General features: G+C 52.3%; 19 protein-coding genes and 1 other annotated feature (1 of these 20 running past the window's edge). Of the genes, 18 read left to right on the forward strand and 1 reads right to left on the reverse strand.

Annotated features, from left to right (window positions below; genetic code table 11):
- The 9 genes from AAFJ72_RS01130 to pssA form a co-directional block, all read left to right on the forward strand.
- Positions 1-906, forward strand: the 3' portion of a protein-coding gene (locus AAFJ72_RS01130) for an MGDG synthase family glycosyltransferase (RefSeq protein ID WP_432775777.1). 225 nt of this gene lie to the left of the window's left edge; the window shows 906 of its 1,131 coding nt (coding positions 226-1,131); its start codon lies off the left edge, out of view; its stop codon occupies positions 904-906.
- Between the two features lie 23 nt (positions 907-929).
- A complete protein-coding gene (locus tag AAFJ72_RS01135; protein WP_432775778.1) occupies positions 930-1,616 on the forward strand; it encodes an HAD family hydrolase in 687 nt (228 codons plus the stop codon).
- 271 nt (positions 1,617-1,887) lie between these two features.
- On the forward strand, positions 1,888-2,352 hold the full coding sequence (locus tag AAFJ72_RS01140) for a CtsR family transcriptional regulator (RefSeq protein WP_122906806.1): 465 nt from the start codon (positions 1,888-1,890) through the stop codon (positions 2,350-2,352).
- A gap of 30 nt (positions 2,353-2,382) precedes the next feature.
- The gene (locus AAFJ72_RS01145; RefSeq protein WP_122906805.1) at positions 2,383-2,901 is read left to right on the forward strand and encodes a UvrB/UvrC motif-containing protein; all 519 of its coding nucleotides are present in this window, start codon (positions 2,383-2,385) and stop codon (positions 2,899-2,901) included.
- Positions 2,902-2,922: 21 nt separating this feature from the next.
- Positions 2,923-3,993 carry a protein arginine kinase gene (locus AAFJ72_RS01150; RefSeq protein ID WP_122906804.1) on the forward strand — a complete coding sequence of 357 codons (1,071 nt, stop codon included), beginning with the start codon at positions 2,923-2,925 and terminating at the stop codon, positions 3,991-3,993.
- Positions 3,994-4,065: 72 nt separating this feature from the next.
- A complete protein-coding gene (locus AAFJ72_RS01155) occupies positions 4,066-6,516 on the forward strand; it encodes an ATP-dependent Clp protease ATP-binding subunit (protein ID WP_432775779.1) in 2,451 nt (816 codons plus the stop codon).
- A gap of 213 nt (positions 6,517-6,729) precedes the next feature.
- Positions 6,730-8,097 carry a DNA repair protein RadA gene (gene radA / locus AAFJ72_RS01160; protein ID WP_432777131.1) on the forward strand — a complete coding sequence of 456 codons (1,368 nt, stop codon included), beginning with the start codon at positions 6,730-6,732 and terminating at the stop codon, positions 8,095-8,097.
- 9 nt (positions 8,098-8,106) lie between these two features.
- A complete protein-coding gene (gene disA / locus AAFJ72_RS01165) occupies positions 8,107-9,183 on the forward strand; it encodes a DNA integrity scanning diadenylate cyclase DisA (RefSeq protein ID WP_432775780.1) in 1,077 nt (358 codons plus the stop codon).
- 117 nt (positions 9,184-9,300) lie between these two features.
- A complete protein-coding gene (gene pssA / locus AAFJ72_RS01170; RefSeq protein ID WP_122906800.1) occupies positions 9,301-10,029 on the forward strand; it encodes a CDP-diacylglycerol--serine O-phosphatidyltransferase in 729 nt (242 codons plus the stop codon).
- Between the two features lie 93 nt (positions 10,030-10,122).
- Here the strand turns inward: pssA and AAFJ72_RS01175 are convergent, their stop codons facing one another.
- Positions 10,123-10,518, reverse strand: coding sequence for a DUF1573 domain-containing protein (locus AAFJ72_RS01175; protein WP_122906799.1), 396 nt, complete (start codon positions 10,516-10,518; stop codon positions 10,123-10,125).
- 286 nt (positions 10,519-10,804) lie between these two features.
- Between AAFJ72_RS01175 and AAFJ72_RS01180 the strand changes: the two genes are divergently transcribed.
- The 9 genes from AAFJ72_RS01180 (at position 10,805) to AAFJ72_RS01220 (ending at position 18,771) form a co-directional block, all read left to right on the forward strand.
- The gene (locus AAFJ72_RS01180) at positions 10,805-11,893 is read left to right on the forward strand and encodes a PIN/TRAM domain-containing protein (protein WP_432775781.1); all 1,089 of its coding nucleotides are present in this window, start codon (positions 10,805-10,807) and stop codon (positions 11,891-11,893) included.
- A 34-nt stretch (positions 11,894-11,927) separates the two neighbouring features.
- Positions 11,928-12,614 (forward strand): 2-C-methyl-D-erythritol 4-phosphate cytidylyltransferase, encoded by a 687-nt coding sequence (gene ispD / locus AAFJ72_RS01185; protein WP_432775782.1) that lies wholly within the window; start codon positions 11,928-11,930, stop codon positions 12,612-12,614.
- A 3-nt stretch (positions 12,615-12,617) separates the two neighbouring features.
- On the forward strand, positions 12,618-13,091 hold the full coding sequence (gene ispF, locus AAFJ72_RS01190) for a 2-C-methyl-D-erythritol 2,4-cyclodiphosphate synthase (protein ID WP_432775783.1): 474 nt from the start codon (positions 12,618-12,620) through the stop codon (positions 13,089-13,091).
- 82 nt (positions 13,092-13,173) lie between these two features.
- Complete coding sequence (gltX, locus tag AAFJ72_RS01195) at positions 13,174-14,640, forward strand: glutamate--tRNA ligase (RefSeq protein WP_122906796.1); 1,467 nt, start codon at positions 13,174-13,176, stop codon at positions 14,638-14,640.
- A gap of 26 nt (positions 14,641-14,666) precedes the next feature.
- Positions 14,667-14,930 (forward strand) — a binding site (T-box leader).
- An 84-nt stretch (positions 14,931-15,014) separates the two neighbouring features.
- A complete protein-coding gene (gene cysE, locus AAFJ72_RS01200) occupies positions 15,015-15,680 on the forward strand; it encodes a serine O-acetyltransferase (RefSeq protein WP_432775784.1) in 666 nt (221 codons plus the stop codon).
- On the forward strand, positions 15,661-17,067 hold the full coding sequence (gene cysS / locus AAFJ72_RS01205) for a cysteine--tRNA ligase (protein WP_432775785.1): 1,407 nt from the start codon (positions 15,661-15,663) through the stop codon (positions 17,065-17,067). Before cysE ends, cysS begins: the two co-directional genes overlap by 20 nt.
- 17 nt (positions 17,068-17,084) lie before the next feature.
- The gene (locus AAFJ72_RS01210) at positions 17,085-17,486 is read left to right on the forward strand and encodes a Mini-ribonuclease 3 (RefSeq protein ID WP_005828899.1); all 402 of its coding nucleotides are present in this window, start codon (positions 17,085-17,087) and stop codon (positions 17,484-17,486) included.
- A gap of 3 nt (positions 17,487-17,489) precedes the next feature.
- On the forward strand, positions 17,490-18,245 hold the full coding sequence (gene rlmB / locus AAFJ72_RS01215; RefSeq protein ID WP_122906793.1) for a 23S rRNA (guanosine(2251)-2'-O)-methyltransferase RlmB: 756 nt from the start codon (positions 17,490-17,492) through the stop codon (positions 18,243-18,245).
- Position 18,246: 1 nt separating this feature from the next.
- Complete coding sequence (locus tag AAFJ72_RS01220; RefSeq protein WP_122906792.1) at positions 18,247-18,771, forward strand: NYN domain-containing protein; 525 nt, start codon at positions 18,247-18,249, stop codon at positions 18,769-18,771.
- Positions 18,772-18,820: the final 49 nt, after the last annotated feature.

Below are 18,820 nucleotides of genomic sequence, written 5' to 3' on the forward strand. Positions count from 1 at the left end.
CGCTTTTTTGATATGAACGTCCTGATGAACAAGCTGTTGGCCAACAAGCTGAAAAAGCTGATTAACAGCGTTCAACCTGATGCCTTTATTGCTACGCATCCTTTTGCCAGTTGTATGCTGTCTGTGCTGAAGGGCAGAAATGACTGGACGGAACCGATCTACACGATCATTACCGACTATACGATCCATCCCTCATGGATTAATCATCATATCAATTATTACTTCATTGGACATGAACAACTGTACTACCTGGTTGACATTTACCGACAAGATCACCAGAAGTTCATTCCGATGGGGATTCCGATCATGCGCAAGTTCCGCATGCCGCTTGATGCCGATGAGATCAGGCAAAGGCTTGAACTCGCGCCAGAGCAAAAATGCATCATTCTCTCCGGGGGAGGCCTTGGCCTCGGTTCGATGGAAAAGGTTCTTGATGGACTGGAAGCCATCAACCTTCCGCTGAAAACGTTCGTAATGACAGGAACCAATGAAAAGCTGTACAAAAAAGTGACGAACAAAACGTATCGTCATGAGGTAGTTCCCCTCAAATTCATTAACAACTTCCATGAGTATTTGGAGGTTGCCGATTTGATCGTCACCAAATCCGGCGGACTGACATCTGCTGAAGTGATGAGCAAGAGGGTGCCCATGATTATTTACAACCCGCTGCCGGGACAGGAAGAGAGAAACAGCCACTTCCTGCTAAACAACGGCTGTGCCGTACACGCCAATTTGTCCGAGCAGCTCATTTACTTTATCGATGAATTGTTGCACAGCCCGTCAAAAGTTGACTACATGCGACGGATGGGGCAAAAAATAGCAAAGCCGGATGCCGCCCAGCGCATCGCAGAATTTATTTTGGATGATATGAGTATGTTGCAAGCAACCACTAACAAAAGTTCGTAGAACGGGCTAACAGGAGGAAGCGCATGAGTACGCCGTTTGCCATTTTCTTTGATATGGATGGCACGTTGCTGCAGACGGAGAAGCTGTCGACGCCCGCTTTTTTGCGGACATTTGAGCGATTGAGAGAAAAAGGCCTGTGGACAGGCGAGACGCCAAGCGAGGAAGAATTGGTCAACGTGCTTGGAATGACTGTCGAACAGGTCTGGAAAAAGCTTTTGCCAGGCGCAAATGAAGAAGCTGTCCGCGCGGCGGATGCTTTTTTGCTGGAAAACGAAATTGCCTTGCTCAAAGAAAAAGTGACCGATTTGTACCCTGGCGTGAGGGAGACGCTGGAGCAGCTTCATGCCAGGGGGATTTCGCTGTTTGTCGCAAGCAACGGACAGGAGGAATACATAGAAGCCATTTGCCAGGAGTATGCACTCAAGCCGTTGCTGACGGACTTGTACTCGGCGGGACGGTTCCGCACGCGTTCCAAAGTGGATCTGGTAGCCAAGCTCATAGCCGATTACCAGGTGGAACAGGCGGTCATGGTAGGCGACCGCCATTCCGATGTAGAGGCCGGCGTAAAAAACGGCCTGTTTACCATCGGATGTGACTTTGGCTTCGCCAAGCCAGGAGAACTGGATGGGGCAGATGTCGTCATTACGCAGTTCGCGCAATTACTGGATCATTTGCCGGCAATCGCCACCCAATCGCAAAGACTGACATAAACCATTCCTTTCGAGGAGTGGTTTTTTCTGTTATAAACGAATATAAACAAACGAAAAAACGCCTCGACAGTTCATGAGCCGAAACGTGCCGCATGCCGTCGACAAAACGGTCGCGCTTTAACCGTTTTCGATGGTTCAAGCGCCCGTCTTTTGCCCACAATATTAAGTGTAGCGATCACTTGCAAGCGCGTTGCAAACCCATTATAATTAAAGTCAAAGATAGTCAAAGTCAGTAGCAAGCACATACACATATGGAATAGGAGGCGATGACTTGCGTAACATCTCGGACATCATTGAACAACACCTAAAAGGCATTTTGACACAAAGCCCCAATGGCTCAATCGAGATCCAGCGTAGTGAGCTTGCCGACTTATTTCAATGTGTGCCGTCTCAAATCAACTACGTCATCAATACGCGATTTACGGTACAAAAAGGGTACATTGTAGAGAGCAAGCGTGGAGGCGGGGGCTATATCCGCATTCGCAAGGTACAGATTGTGAGCAAGGCGCGATTGCAGGAATTACTGACCGAAGAGCTGATTGGCGAAAGCATCTCGCAGAGTGTCGGGAACGCAATTATAGAAAGGCTGCAGGAAGAAGGCCTGGTCAACGCCAGAGAAGCAGCCTTGATGAAAATCGCAACCTCGCGGAATGTTTTGACTTTGGAGTCTGAATTGCGGGATCGTTTGCGGGCAAATATTTTAAAGCAGATGATTGCGACTATCTTGTTAAAGTAACCGGAAGCAAGTGTTAGGGGGTAGGATGTTATGAACTGTGAAGAATGCGGAAAACGACCGGCGACACTTCATTTGACGAAAATCGTCAATGGTGAAAAAACCGAATACCATATTTGTGAGCATTGTGCTTCCGAAAAAGGGGACGTCTTTACCGGATTTCACAACTTCAGCATCAACAATCTCCTGTCAGGACTGTTAAAATTTGATCCTATGCAAAAAAACGGACGCGAGCCTGCGACCAGCAAACCGCTCCGTTGCGAGACGTGCGGACTCACGTATGCCCAGTTCAGCAAAAGCGGCCGATTTGGCTGCAGCGATTGCTACACCTTCCTGGGGGATCGACTCGATCCGCTGTTCCGACGCATCCACGGCAATACCCAACATATCGGCAAAGTTCCGGAACGCACTGGAGGGCAGTTGAAAATCCGCAAAGAACTGGAGCAGTTAAAACGTGCGTTGCAACACCACGTCGCCAGCGAGGAATTTGAAAAAGCGGCTGAGATGCGCGACCGCATCCGCGCGCTGGAACAAAAAATCGCCAAGTCGTAACAAAGGGGAGGTAAGCTGGTCATGTCACAAAAGCAGTTTATGCAAAATCCGTGGAGCAATTGGATGAAAGGAGAAGGTCCTGATTCCGATATTGTCATCAGCACACGGCTGCGCATCGCCCGAAACTTGCGCCAGCACCCTTTTCCGTTATTGGCAACCGACTCGCAGGGCGAGGAAGTGGTCAGAAAGGTAACGGAAGTGAGCGAATCTGAAGCCATGCGCAAGCGCCATCCGCTGCAGGTTCTCCATATGGACCAAATCAATCCGCTGGAGAAACGGGTACTGGTGGAGAAGCATCTCATCAGCCCGCATTTGGCGGAGGAATCGCGAAAAGGCGCTGTGCTGCTGAGTCCCGACGAGTCTGTCAGCATTATGGTAAACGAAGAGGACCACATTCGGATTCAGGTGCTGTTGCCAGGGTTTCGTTTGAATGAGGCATGGGAAATAGGAACCAAAATTGATGATATTTTTGAGAAACACCTGAACTTCGCATTCGATGAGACGAGAGGTTATCTCACGAGTTGTCCGACCAACGTCGGTACGGGGATTCGCGCCTCTGTCATGCTGCATTTGCCTGCATTGGTGATGACGCAGCAGATCAGCAGAATTTTGCAGGCGATTAATCAAGTTGGTCTGGTCGTTAGAGGAATTTACGGGGAAGGTAGCGAAGCTCTAGGAAACCTGTTCCAACTTTCCAACCAGGTTACGCTCGGAATGTCGGAAACCGATATTCTCTCCAACCTCTACGGCGTTGCCAGACAGATCATTGAGCAGGAACGCGTGGCACGTACTTATTTGCTGGAGCATACGCGCATCTCGTTGGAAGACCGCATTTTCCGTTCTTACGGAACTTTGCTGTATGCGCGCACCATGGAGTCCAAGGAAGCGGCCCAACGCCTCTCTGACGTGCGACTGGGCATTGACCTGGGCATCATCTCGGGCGTAACGCCTCTGGTGATGAACGAGCTGCTGGTGACGACGCAGCCGGGGTTCTTGCAGCATCATGCAGGACAAAAGCTGACGCCAGACCAGCGTGACGAAAGAAGGGCGCGGTTGATTCGGGAGAGACTAAGTGCGACAGGCCGGGTCTGATTGACCAGAACATAAGGTATCAACTGAAGTGAACATATAGAGAAAATTACGGGTTATACGGAGGTGTGCGATATGATGTTTGGACGTTTTACAGAACGAGCACAAAAGGTACTGGCGCTTGCCTTGGAAGAGGCGGTGCGTCTCGGTCATAAAGATATCGGGACGGAGCATGTGCTGCTGGGATTGATTCGGGAAGGTGACGGGATTGCTGCCAAGGCTTTGCAATCGCTCGGACTTGGCCTCGACAAAATTCAGAGCGAAGTGGAGTCGTTGATCGGACGCGGAACAGAGCAGTCCGGCAGTAATTACACACCAAACTATACACCTCGCGCCAAAAAAGTGATCGAACTGTCCATGGACGAAGCACGCAAACTGGGTCATACCTATGTGGGCACAGAGCACATTCTGCTCGGTTTGATCCGCGAAGGCGAAGGCATCGCCGCGAGAATCATGAACAATCTCGGCGTCAGCCTGAACAAGGCGCGCCAGCAAGTGCTGCAGCTGTTGGGCAGCTCGGAAATGATGGCGTCGCATCAGCCTTCCGGCGGCAATCCGGCGGCGAATACGCCGACTCTGGACGGTTTGGCTCGCGATCTGACGGCAATCGCACGCGATGGCGGACTGGACCCTGTGATCGGCCGTCAAAAAGAAATCGAGCGCGTGATTCAAGTGCTGAGCCGCCGCACCAAAAACAACCCGGTATTGATCGGGGAGCCTGGTGTAGGGAAAACGGCCATCGCAGAGGGACTTGCGCAAAAAATCGTGAACAACGAAATTCCGGAGACGCTGCGTGACAAGCGCGTCATGACACTCGACATGGGAACCGTCGTGGCGGGCACCAAATATCGCGGTGAGTTCGAAGACCGCCTGAAAAAAATCATGGATGAAATCCGTCAGGCAGGCAACATCATCCTGTTCATCGACGAGTTGCATACCTTGATCGGTGCAGGCGGTGCGGAAGGCGCGATTGACGCCTCCAACATCCTCAAGCCGGCTCTCGCTCGTGGCGAACTGCAGTGCGTAGGGGCAACCACCCTTGATGAGTACCGCAAATACATCGAAAAGGACGCTGCCCTGGAGCGCCGTTTCCAACCGATTCAGGTGGATGAGCCGACGGCAGAGGACGCGATCCGCATCCTGCATGGCTTGCGTGACCGTTACGAAGCGCATCACCGCGTAAAAATTACCGATGCAGCCATCGAGCAGGCAGTGAAGCTGTCTGACCGTTACATTACCGATCGTTTCCTGCCGGACAAGGCGATCGACCTCGTGGACGAGGCGGCGTCCAAGGTGCGTTTGCAGTCCTTCACCGTTCCGCCTAACCTCAAGGAGCTGGAAGGACGTCTGGAAGAGGTGCGCAAGGAAAAAGACGCTGCCGTGCAATCGCAGGAGTTTGAAGAGGCAGCAGCACTGCGCGATCAGGAGCAGAAGCTTCGCGAAGAACTGGACAAAACGAAGAAAGACTGGAAAGAGCGCCAAGGCAAGCTGAACATGGAAGTGACGCCAGAGGACATCGCTACGGTCGTCGCCAGCTGGACGGGAATCCCGGTCCTGAAGCTGAAGGAAGAGGAAACAGAGCGCCTTTTGAAAATGGAAGAGATTTTGCACGATCGCGTCATCGGCCAGGACGAAGCGGTCAAATCGATTGCCCGTGCAATCCGCCGTGCCCGTGCCGGTCTGAAAGACCCGAAACGCCCAATCGGCTCGTTTATTTTCCTCGGCCCGACAGGTGTAGGGAAAACCGAACTGGCTCGTGCCGTGGCAGAGACGCTGTTTGGAGACGAGGACGCCATGATCCGCGTCGACATGTCCGAGTACATGGAGAAACACTCGACAGCCCGTCTGGTAGGCGCTCCTCCAGGGTATGTCGGCTTTGACGAAGGCGGCCAGTTGACGGAAAAAGTGCGCCGCAAGCCGTACTCCGTTATCCTGCTGGATGAGATCGAGAAGGCGCACCCGGATGTGTTCAACATTTTGCTGCAGGTTCTCGATGACGGCCGTTTGACCGACTCCAAGGGCCGGACGGTAGACTTCCGCAACACCGTCGTCATCATGACCTCCAACGTCGGGGCCAGCATGATTAAGAAAAACACGACACTCGGTTTCACCACCAACGATACCGAGAAAAAATATCAGGATATGAAGGACAAAGTCATGGATGAGCTGAAAAGAAGCTTCCGTCCGGAATTCCTGAATCGCATCGACGAAGTCATCGTGTTCCACTCCCTGGAGCAGGAGCACATCGAGCAAATCGTATCGCTGATGACCGACGAGCTGCGCAAGCGTTTGAGAGAACAAAGCATTGACTTCTACTTGACGGAAGATGCCAAAAAGCTGCTGGCAAAAGAAGGATTCGATCCAGCGTACGGGGCGCGTCCACTGCGTCGTGCCATTCAGCGCCACATCGAAGACAAATTGTCGGAAGAACTGCTCAAAGGCACCATCAGCAAAGGCGATACGGTCAACATCGAGGCCGAAGATGGCAAGCTGGTCGTCAAACGACTGGAAAAAACAACATCGTAAGCTGGGCGACAGCAGCGTGAAGGGGCTGTCCAGAAAGTCCATTTCTGGGTAAAAAAAGCCGAAACGAAAAACCCAAGGATGCCGTAAAATCAGCATTCTTGGGTTTTGCTTTTTTCAGTCATCGGGCTGAAAAAACACTTTTTGGACAGCCCCTTTTTTTGGCCGTACAACTATGATAAAAGTAGAGAAGAAAATCCAAGCGAGGGTGCGATGATGGCAAAGTATAAAACGAAATACGCGTGTCAAGAATGTGGCTATGAATCGCCAAAATGGATGGGAAAATGCCCAGGCTGCAACAGCTGGAATACATTGGTGGAAGAAGTGGCAATCAAGGCGGCACACCGTCACGAAGGGCTTGGCGGCGGTACGCGCCAGTCGGCTATCCCTTTGACGCAGGTAGCCAGCGAAGAAGAGCCGCGCATGGACACCACCATCGGTGAATTGAACCGTGTGCTCGGGGGAGGGCTTGTTCCCGGTTCGCTCATCCTGGTCGGCGGCGATCCGGGCATCGGCAAGTCTACGCTGCTGCTGCAGACTTCTTTTGCACTGGCTCATCAAGGGGCCAAAGTGCTGTACGTATCCGGGGAGGAGTCCGCAAAGCAGATCAAGCTGCGCGCAGATCGGCTGCACATGCAGACGCCTCCGATGTTTGTGTTGGCAGAAAATGATTTGGAATTGATTGAGCAGCATATTAATCAAGTAGACCCTCATGTTTTGATTATCGACTCGATCCAAACCGTTTTCCATCCCGCTGTGCAGTCCGCGGCCGGAAGTGTCGCGCAGGTTCGCGAGGCGACTGCCCAGTTGATGCGGATTGCCAAGGGGAAAGGAATCGCTACGTTTATTGTCGGCCACGTGACCAAAGAAGGCTCGATCGCGGGTCCCCGTATGCTTGAACATATGGTGGACGCCGTTCTCTATTTTGAAGGGGAGCGTCACAACACGTTCCGCATTTTGCGCGCTGTCAAAAATCGTTTCGGCTCGACAAACGAAATCGGTATTTTCGAGATGAAAGACCGCGGTCTGGAAGAGGTTGCCAACCCCTCTGAAATTTTTTTGGCTGAGCGTCCCTTCGGTGTGGCAGGCTCCACCGTCGTAGCCAGCATGGAAGGCACCCGTCCCGTCCTGGTTGAGCTTCAGGCACTCGTGGCACCGACCAGCTTCGTCACGCCGCGGAGAATGGCGACAGGCGTCGATCACCAGCGTGTGGCGATGATTATGGCCGTTTTGGAAAAGCGCATGGGGATGATGCTGCAAAACCAGGATGCGTATGTCAACGTGGCCGGGGGCGTCCGCCTGGATGAGCCTGCTGTCGATTTGGCGATAGCCGTCAGCATCGCCAGCAGCTTCCGCGACCATCCCACCAATCCGCATGACGTCGTGATCGGGGAGATCGGTCTGACCGGAGAGGTGCGAGGCGTATCGCGGATTGAACAGCGCGTGCGGGAAGCGCACAAGCTTGGCTTTAAACGCGTGATTATACCGGAGAAAAACATACGCGGCCTGGATGTGCCTGGTGATATGCAAGTGATCGGCGTCAGCAATATCGCGGATGCATTGAACGAGGTGATAAGGAGGTAGGGGCGGGATATGCAGGAGAACCCAAAAAGAACTCCGCAGTTCGGTGATGTACTTCGTTTGGTCGCGCCGGGGACGCAGCTTCGCGAAGGACTCGAAAATGTTCTGCGTGCAAAAACAGGCGGACTGATCGTTGTCGGCTACGGATCGGAAATGAAGCAAATCGTCGATGGCGGCTTTTCGATCAATTGCGATTTTTCTCCTGCACATTTGTATGAATTGGCGAAGATGGATGGGGCGATTATAGTAAGTGAGGATGCCAAACGAATCCTTTACGCCAATACCCAACTGTTTCCTCCCGCTTCCATTCACACCAGCGAAACAGGTACTCGTCACCGGACTGCACAACGGACGGCGATCCATACGAACTACTTGGTCATCGCCATATCCCAGCGGCGCAATGTCATTACCTTGTACCAAGGAAATTTTCGCTATGTGCTGAACGATATTAGCGTCATTCTCGCCAAGGCCAACCAGGCTGTCTCCACCCTGGAAAAATACAAGGCGGTGCTGGACCAGACCTTGACCAATCTCGGCGCACTTGAATTCGAAGAGCTGGTCACTTTGCATGAAGTCGCATCTGTCTTGCAGCGGATTGAGATGGTACTGCGGATCAAGACGGAGATTTCCAAGTACATATGTGAACTGGGGATAGAAGGCAGGCTCGTCAGCATGCAGTTGGAGGAGCTTGTCTCGAATATTGAGGAAGAAGCACACATGCTCATTCGCGACTACGCGAAAGACGCGGCGCATTCTCCAGAGGTGGTACTGCGCGATATGAAAAAGCTAAGCTCGGAGGAAGTGCTGGAGCTCGGGTCTTTCCTGCGTGTTCTCGGGTTTTCCGCAAGTGTGGGCATGCTGGAAGAGGCGGTGTCGCCGCGGGGGTACCGGATTTTGTACAAAATTCCCCGCTTGCCGCTTTCCATCATCACCAATCTGGTTGCGCATTTTCATTATTTGCCGAGAATTATGATGGCGACCATTCAGGAACTAGACGAGGTGGAAGGGATTGGCGAGGTGCGGGCACGGGCGATCAAGGAGGGCCTGAAACGGATTCAGGAACAAGTGTTCATTGACAGGCACATTTGAGGTAGAATAGGATAAAGGCATTATTTGTTATTCAACATTTGCCCAGGGGACTTGAAAGCAACAGCAAGCTTGACAGGATACACTGTCTCCTCTGCAAAAGAAATCAGGAGGTAGTCTATGTTCGTGAAATCGTTGCCGAACATGCTAACCGTAAGCAACTTGTTTCTGGGAGTCTTGGCAATCATCCTTGCGTTTCGAGGCGATCATTACGTTGATTACGCGGCGATTACGGTCATCATCGGCATGCTGGCAGACGGGCTGGACGGACGCGTCGCTCGGATGCTGAATGCGCAAAGCGAATTTGGTAAGGAACTTGACTCGCTTTCTGACGTCATTACGTTTGGGATAGCTCCGGCTTTCATTATGTATGTTGTTGTCCTGCAGCACTTTGATTTGCTGGGAATTCTCGTTACCGCCATTTTCCCGATCTGCGGCGCGCTCCGTCTGGCCCGATTCAACGTCCAGGCCGGAGTTCCGGGGTATTTCATCGGGCTGCCGATTACAGCCGCCGGTGGTGTGCTGGCGACGCTGGCCCTGTATCATCAGGTTTTCAATCCGGTACTGCTTGCGGTCAGCATGCTGCTTCTCGCTTTCCTCATGGTGTCGAAGGTCAAGTATCCGAACTTCAAAAAGGTCGGGATTCCCAAATCGGCCTACTGGATCACGCCGATCATTATCGCGATTGTTGTGGTGGTGGCGATCAAGTATCCGCAGCAGTTTCCCAAAATTGTTTTCCTGCCGCTTGCCTTCTATGCCTTGTATGGAATAAAAAAAAACGTTGACTTTCTCGTCAAAAAATTACGCAAGCGAAAAAACAAGGAAGAAGAATCTGTGCCATTTGAATAAGCCAGGCAACGAAAAAACCCGCGTTTCGATTTGCGGGTTTTTTGCTTTTGTATGCAACTTTTTGGAGGGTTCATTCGTAATACGAGTGAGGGGTTAAGAGAGGTTGAACACACCGAGCGTATTCAGCCGGGCCGATTCTTTTTCCAAGACGTCCGCCAGCTTGATGTCCGTAATGTTGCACAAGGCGGTCAGGTAAAAAAGGTTCTTGCCAAGCTCTGCTGTGACTACGTCGCGACAATGTTCGCATAGTGGGCCTTTAAAGTGAGTGTCCAGATGAGCCTTGTTTTCCTCCAGGCTTTTGCTTGCGTCGTAGCTTTGTTTTTTGGCTACCACTTCTACACAGCCGCATTCGGTGATGGCTTTTGTCAGGGAGCGATTGATGCGAGACGCCGTTTCCTGAACTTTGGACATGACGTCCAGTACGCTTCGATGTCGAATCAAAAGCTCGGATACTTGCGCTTGAAAGTCGTCTACATTTCGGTTGTCCATATCGGTTCACCTCTGCTTTAAGCTGTTCATATCGTCACAATTTTCGCTCATGTGTTACTGCCATTATAAGAAGGGAGTCTGGCCGCTGTCAATTTGCCCGGGAAGGAAACAGGTGTTTGATGTTGACGGGGAAATGACAACTATGTTAAAATTTTTGGCTATTTGACATGGTAAAATCATTTTTGCTATAGTGAGGGAAAGCGAGAATGAAGCAATTTCGCTATTTGGAAAGAAACAGGGTTTTACTCATAGGCTTCTGTCTATATTAATAAAAGGAGGTGAAGGCATGGTACTCCGCATAGGAAAAATCTTTTTTGTCTTGGTTGGCGGTGGCTTGGGGTACCAATACGGTACAGAGCTGTTTTCGCTGCTCAACCCGCTGTTGAATTTTGGCGTAGTTGCTGGAGCGCAATATATTGGGGCGGTACTTGGTGCCATTCTGTTCTTCTTTTTGGCCAATTGGCTTTTGGACTATGTGTTGAAGGTGGTTCGCTGGGGAGAAGAGACGCTCGTCAAAATGCCGATTGTTGACGTGATGTTCGGAGCGATGGGGTTGATTAGTGGTCTTATTGTTGCCTTTTTATTATTCCTGCCCATCAGCAAGATTCCGGTTCCGCTTATAGGTGATCTGTTGCCGCTGGTTGTTTCCGGGTTGCTAGGCTATCTGGGCTTTCAGGTAGGGTTTCGCAAGCGGGACGAGATTATGTCGGTTTTCTCTATTGGACGCAAGGATAAGAAAAAGGAACAGGCTGCTGCAGCGACCAATGTCGAGCACAAGATTTTGGATACGAGCGTCATCATTGACGGACGCATTGCAGATATTTGCCGCACGGGCTTTTTGGAGGGCGTGCTGGTCATTCCGGGCTTTGTCCTGGAGGAGTTGCAACACATCGCGGATTCTTCGGATGTGCTGAAGCGCAACCGCGGCCGCCGTGGTCTGGACATCCTCAACAAGATTCAGAAGGAAATGAAGGTCAAGGTACAAATTTGGGAAGGCGACTTTGAAGAAGTATCCGAAGTGGACAGCAAGCTGATTAAGCTGGCGAAGGTCATGAACGGAAAAGTCGTCACCAACGACTTCAACCTGAACAAAGTATGTGAGCTGCAAGGCGTGGCAGTTTTGAATATCAACGATCTGGCTAACGCCGTGAAACCGGTCGTGCTGCCAGGGGAAGAAATGAACGTGCAGGTCATCAAAGACGGCAAGGAGCACGGTCAGGGCGTTGCCTATCTCGACGACGGCACGATGATCGTCGTGGAAGGCGGACGCGAATTCATCGGCAACGACGTGGACGTATTGGTCACCAGCGTGCTGCAAACTTCGGCGGGACGGATGATCTTCGCCAAGCCAAAGCTGCTGGAAAGAGCGCTGTAAGGCGAGTAGCACAAGACGGGAGAGGAAAGAAAACGTGAGTACAGGGGTCGTGATCGTTGCTGCCGGTTCCGGCAAAAGAATGGGCGGACAACGAAACAAATTGTGGTTGCCGCTGGCAGGAGAGCCGATCTTGGTTCACACCGTTCGCCTTTTTGCTACGCATCAGGAGATCGACCAGATCGTCCTGGTCGTGAGTGAAGCGGACTACGCCGACGTGCTTGCCCTGATGGATGCGGAAAAGCTGCAAGTAACCGTCACCTTGGGCGGTGCCGAGCGGCAGGACAGCGTCAGAAACGGTCTGGCGTCCCTTCCTTCATCCTGTACCTACGTGCTTGTTCACGATGCTGCCCGACCTTTCGTCACACAGCAGCAAATCAGCGACATGATCCGGCAGGTGCGTCGCGATGAGGCTACAATCATGGCCGTACCTGTCAAGGATACAATAAAAGTGGTGGGGGCCACAGGGCTTGTGGAGGCTACCCCGGCACGGGAAAGCTTGTGGGCGGTGCAAACCCCACAAGCTTTTCGTATGTCATTGCTGCAAGAGGCGCATGAGGCAGCACAAAAAGCGGGCAAGCTCGGTACGGATGATGCGATGCTGGTCGAATGGCTGGGGCATCCTGTGTCCGTCATGCAGGGAAGCTATGAGAATATCAAGATTACGACGCCGGATGATCTGTGGCTCGGAGAAGAAATTATGCGCAAGCGAAGGGGAGAGTAATCCATGCGTATTGGACAAGGATTTGATGTGCATCAACTGGTGGAAGGCCGTCCGTGCATTATCGGGGGAGTCACCATTCCGTATGAAAAAGGCCTCTTGGGCCATTCTGACGCCGATGTGCTGCTGCATGCCATCAGCGACGCGATTCTCGGAGCGATTGGCGAAGGCGATATTGGCCGCCATTTCCCGGATACAGACCCATCCTTCAAGGGGGCTGACAGCGTGGTGCTGCTTGAGCATGTGTGGAAGTTGGCAAAAGAGCGCGGCTATCGCTTGGGCAATGTAGATGCGACGATCATTGCGCAAGCGCCGAAAATGGCTCCTTACATACCGCAAATGTGCGAAGTCATTGCCCGTGTGCTGGAAGCAGAAGACGCCTCACAGGTAAACGTGAAGGCGACGACTTCGGAAAAACTCGGTTTTACGGGCAGGGGAGAAGGAATCGCGGCCCAGGCTGTCTGCTTGCTTGTCAAGTAAAGGGGCAAGGTGTAACATAGAGCCTTAGAAACGTATTCATGAAGGATCATAGCCTTTTACATTCACAAGGATGGTGCTAAAAATGGCGAAAGAAATCCGCACGCGTTATGCGCCGAGTCCTACGGGGCACTTGCACATCGGCGGTGCGCGAACAGCGCTTTTTAACTATCTGTTTGCCAAACATCACGGCGGTACATTCATCGTTCGGATCGAGGATACCGACCAAACGCGCAACAAGGAAAATGCCGATGAAGAGCAAATGAAAAACCTGAGATGGCTCGGGGTCCAATGGGAAGAAGGCACCGATGTGGGCGGCTCCTACGGCCCATACCGCCAAACCGAGAGATTGGACATTTACCGTAAATATATCGATCAACTGCTGGCAGAAGGCAAGGCGTACTACTGTTACGCGACCAAGGAAGAGCTGGATGCCGAGCGCGAAGAACAGCTGGCGCGTGGAGAGACTCCGCGTATTCTGGAGAAGCATCGCCATGTGACCGAAGAGCAGCGCGCGCAGTACGAAGCGGAAGGCCGCGTGCCATCCATTCATTTCCTTGTGCCGGATAACCGCGAATACGTCGTCAACGACCTGATCCGCGGACAGGTGACATTCAACTCCAACGAAATGGGCGACTTCGTCATCTGCCGTCCGGACGGAATCCCGACTTACAACTTTGCCGTTGTGATCGACGACTACCTGATGAAAATCAGCCACGTCATTCGCGGTGAAGAACATCTGTCCAACACACCGCGTCAATTGATGATCTACGAAGCTTTTGGCTGGGAACCGCCTCAATTTGCCCACCTGGCGCTGATTCTCAACCAGGACGGCAAAAAAATGTCCAAGCGCGATGAAAGCATTTTGCAATTCATCGAGCAATACCGCGAGCTTGGCTTCCTGCCAGAAGCGATCGTGAACTTCCTCGTTCTGTTGGGCTGGTCGCCAGGCGGCGAGGAAGAAATTTTCCTCATGGACGATTTGGTCAAGCTGTTCTCCATGGAGCGCGTGAGCAAGTCGCCGGCCGTATTTGATGCGACCAAAATGAACTGGATGAACAACTACTACCTGAAGCGCCAGCCGCTCGATCTGATTACCGACATGTGTATTCCGCACCTGCAAAAAGCAGGCTTTATCGAAGAGACACTGTCTGACGAGAAGCGGGATTGGGTGAGAAGCATTGTCGCGCTGTATCAGGAGCAAATGTCCTACTGCGCGCAAATCGTGCCATTGGCGGCTCTTTTCTTCCTGGACGAAGTGGTGTACGATGAAGAAGCGACAATGGTACTGAAAGAACCGCAGTTTGCCGAAGTCCTCGCTTCTTTTGTGAAACACCTGTCAGCCCAGGATGCATATAATGTGGATGTCATCAAAGCGGTGCTGAAGGACGTGCAAAAGGAAACGGGTCACAAAGGCAAAGCATTGTTCATGCCGGTGCGTGTCGGCACAACGGGTCAAGCGCACGGCCGCGACTTGGCGGAGACGTTGTATTTGCTTGGTCGCGACAAAGTATTGGCGCGCGCCCAGCGTGTGCTTGCAAATGAAAAATAGCCTGTAAAAAGGGCAAGTGATAGATAACGAATGCGACGATCAGGAGAAGTACGGCAGGATACACGTTTACAGAGAGGGTGGAAAGGTGAGAGCCATCCAGCGTGCCCTGTTCGGAAATGCGCCTGTGAGCAGTGAGCTGAACGTGTCAGACGATTTTGAACGACATCAGTAGGTGCCATCGGTTCCCACCGTTATCGGGATGTAGAGCGAGATCGTGCGTTTGGCCGTTTTTTTAGCCGGATGAAAAACGATCTAAGCAGAGTGGAACCGCGGTAAACCCCGTCTCTGTCCCTTCGTCATGGAAGGGGTGGAGACGTTTTTCTTTTTCACCCAAAAAATTAGCAGGAAATCCAGGCAGGAGGTGCCACCCAACTATGTTCGCACAGATGAAAGATGACATTCAGGCTGTATTTGAAAGAGACCCGGCAGCACGCAGTGTATTGGAAGTTGTCATGACCTATTCAGGCTTGCACGCCATATGGGGGCACCGGATTGCCCACAAGCTCTGGAAGGCCAAGTGGTATACCCTTGCGCGGGTTGTGTCGCAGGTTACACGCTTTTTCACCGGGATTGAAATTCATCCAGGGGCGCGCATTGGCAGAGGCTTGTTTATCGACCACGGCATGGGGGTCGTCATCGGGGAGACATGTGAAATCGGCGACAACGTGACGATCTATCAGGGCGTCACGCTCGGGGGAACCGGGAAGGAAAAAGGCAAGCGCCATCCCACCATCGGCAACGATGTCATTATCGCGACGGGTGCAAAAGTGTTGGGTTCTTTCAAAATTGGCGATAATTCAAAGATAGGGGCCGGCGCAGTTGTGTTGCAGGAAGTGCCACCCAATTCGACCGTAGTAGGGATTAAAGCGCGCATTGTCATCCAGGATGGCAAACGCATCAAACACGATCTGGACCACGTCAACATGCCTGACCCGGTTGCAGATTCGATTCGTCTGATGCAAAAGGAAATCGATCAATTGCGTAAAGAATTGGAGCTTTTGAGGGAGGATAAAAAGAACCATGGGCATTCAACTGACTAATACGATGACGCGGCGAAAGGAACCGTTCGTCACATTGGAGCCAGGCAAGGTAAAGATGTACGTCTGTGGCCCGACCGTGTACAACTACATTCACATTGGAAACGCCCGTCCGGCTATTGTGTTCGACACGCTTCGCCGTTACTTGAAATACCGCGGCTACGAAGTGACGTTCGTGCAAAACATCACGGATGTGGACGACAAGCTGATTCGCGTGGCGAATCAGGAAAAAACGACGGTCAAGGAAGTGGCAGACCGCTACACTGACGCGTACAACGAGGACCTGCGTGCGCTGAACGTGCTGCCGCCTGACATTCAGCCGCGCGTCATGCAGACGATTCCGGAGATCATCTCGTTCGTGGAAGGGCTGATTGAAAAAGGCTACGCGTACGAAAGCGAGGGCGACGTCTATTTCCGCACGGGACGTTTTCAGGAATACGGCAAGCTCTCGCACCAGCCGCTGGACGATCTGCAGGCGGGCGCGCGCGTCGAGATCAACGAGAAAAAAGAACACCCGCTCGACTTCGCGCTCTGGAAGGCTGCGAAGGAAGGCGAAGTAACCTGGAGCAGCCCGTGGGGCGAGGGCAGACCGGGCTGGCATATCGAATGTTCGGCGATGGCCCTGAAATTTTTGGGCGAGGAAATCGACATTCATGCGGGCGGATCTGACCTGGTGTTCCCGCACCACGAAAACGAGATCGCGCAGTCCGAGTGCTTTACCGGAAAAGTGTTTGCCCGCTACTGGCTGCACAACGGGATGCTCAATATCGACAACGAGAAAATGTCGAAATCCCTCGGAAACTTTTTGCTCGCTCGCGATCTCTGTAAAAAATTTGGCGGTCAGTTGATCCGTTTCTTCATGCTGCAAGGCCACTACCGCAACCCGATCAACTTCAGCGAAGAACTGCTGGAGCAGGCGGCAAACGGCCTGGAACGCATCAAAACGGCTTACACGAACCTCTCCCATCGTCTGGATACGGCAAGAGACGAAGAGCCGAACGGCCAGGCGGAAGAACAGCAGCGCATCATCAATGAACTGCGAGAACGGTTCATCACCGAAATGGACGACGACATCAATACAGCCAATGCCATCACAGTGATTTTCGACGTGGTCAAGGAAGCGAACCTGTATTTGCGCCACCAAAATGTAGGGGCAAAAGAGGTTCGCGCCTACATGGAGTTGCTCGTGGAATTGACAGAAGTTCTCGGACTTGAGATTGCCGAGGAACAAGAGCTGGTGGACAGTGAAATCGAAACGCTGATCCAGGAGCGCACAGAGGCGCGCAAAGCGAAGAACTTTGCCCGCTCGGACGAAATCCGCGACCTGCTCGCGGCAAAAGGAATCGTGCTGGAGGACACGCCACAAGGTGTTCGCTGGCGCCGAAAATAAGGGGCTAAAGAAGTTAGATGCAAAAAGAAGAACTGACCCGAGATCCGAACCTGACCAATCCACTCGTGCTCGCCTTTCTGGGCGATGCTACCTATGCGCATTGCGTGCGGTACCATCTGATCGCCAAGGGGCTGGTTAAACCTAACCAGCTCCACAAGGCGGCCAATCGTTACGTTTCAGCCAAAGCACAGGCCAACGTGCTGCTCGCGCTGATGCCGACATTGCCGGAGGAAGAGCTGAATGTGGTAAAACGGGGGCGGAATGCCAAGTCCGGCTCCACGGCCAAAAATGCTGATATTATCGACTACAGGCATGCTACGGCTTTTGAAGCGTTGATTGGATACTTGTATTTGTGCGGAAAAGAAGAGCGGATCGCAGAAATTGTGCAACAGGCGTTTGCGATTGTGGAAGGAGAGTAAAGCATGAGTGAAGAGTGGATTTTGGGGAAAAACCCCGTGATCGAGGCGCTGCGTTCCGGGCGCACGATCAACAAGATCTGGATTGCGGAAGGGACCAACAAAAACTTGATGGCACCTGTTTTTGCCTTGGCAAAAGAGCAGGGCGTCATTGTGACTACCGCCAACCGCAAAAAGCTGGACCAACTGGTGTCGACCGACAACCATCAGGGCGTAGTGGCTTCTGTCGCGGCTTACGATTACGTGGAAGTGGACGACATTTTGCGGCGCGCCGAGGAAAAAGGCGAGCAGCCGTTTCTTTTGCTGCTGGACGAGTTGGAAGACCCGCATAATCTGGGCTCGATCATGCGTACCGCAGATGCAGTGGGAGCACATGGCATCGTCATTCCGAAGCGCCGCTCTGTCAGCCTGACTGCGACAGTGGCGAAGGCGTCTGCCGGAGCGATCAACTATGTGCCGGTCGCGCGTGTCACCAATCTGGTGCGCACGATGGAGGAGCTGAAGCAGCGCGGAGTGTGGATCGCGGGAACGGACGCCAGCGCCAAGCAGGACTTCCGCGAGGGCGATTACACAATGCCGCTCGCCGTCGTCATCGGCAGTGAAGGCAAAGGAATGAGCCGTCTTGTGCGGGAAAACTGTGATTTTCTCTACAGCCTCCCCATGGTCGGCAACGTAACCTCCCTGAATGCGTCGGTGGCCGCTGCTTTGCTGATGTATGAAGTATACCGCTCCAGGAGCCCTCTTTCGACGCGGGTGAAGTGAGATGGCAAAAAGAAAAGCCAAGCAGCTCTTGATCGTGGACGGCTACAATATCATCGGGGCCTGGCCTGAGTTGCGCATTTTGAAGGAGCAGGAGCGGATGGACGAGGCCCGCGATCTGTTGATCTCCAAAATGGCGGAGTATCAAAGCTACACCGGAACAAAAGTCATTATCGTGTTCGACGCGTATAACGTTCCGGGCATCGGTCGGCAAATGGAAGACTATCTGGTGGAAATCTATTTCACGAAGAAAAAGGAGACGGCTGACGAAAAAATTGAGCAGCTTGTCTCCGAATTTCACCAAAAAAATCGACAAATTTATGTAGCGACCTCGGATTATACGTCCCAGCGCGTCATTTTTGGACAGGGAGCCTTGCGCAAATCAGCGCGGGAGTTGCTGCTTGATATGGAAAATGCAGGCAAAGAAATCAAGCAACAAGTCGAAAAAACACACGAAAAACGATTCTCCAAACGGATTGTATTGGATGACGAAATAGCGAAAATATTCGAAAAATGGAGAAGGGAATAACTTGGATTCGGTTGACGCTTTTTTACGGCATCATGTATAATAGCGCTAG

The organism is Brevibacillus gelatini (assembly GCF_050920745.1).
Taxonomy (GTDB): Bacteria; Bacillota; Bacilli; order Brevibacillales; family Brevibacillaceae; genus Brevibacillus; species Brevibacillus gelatini.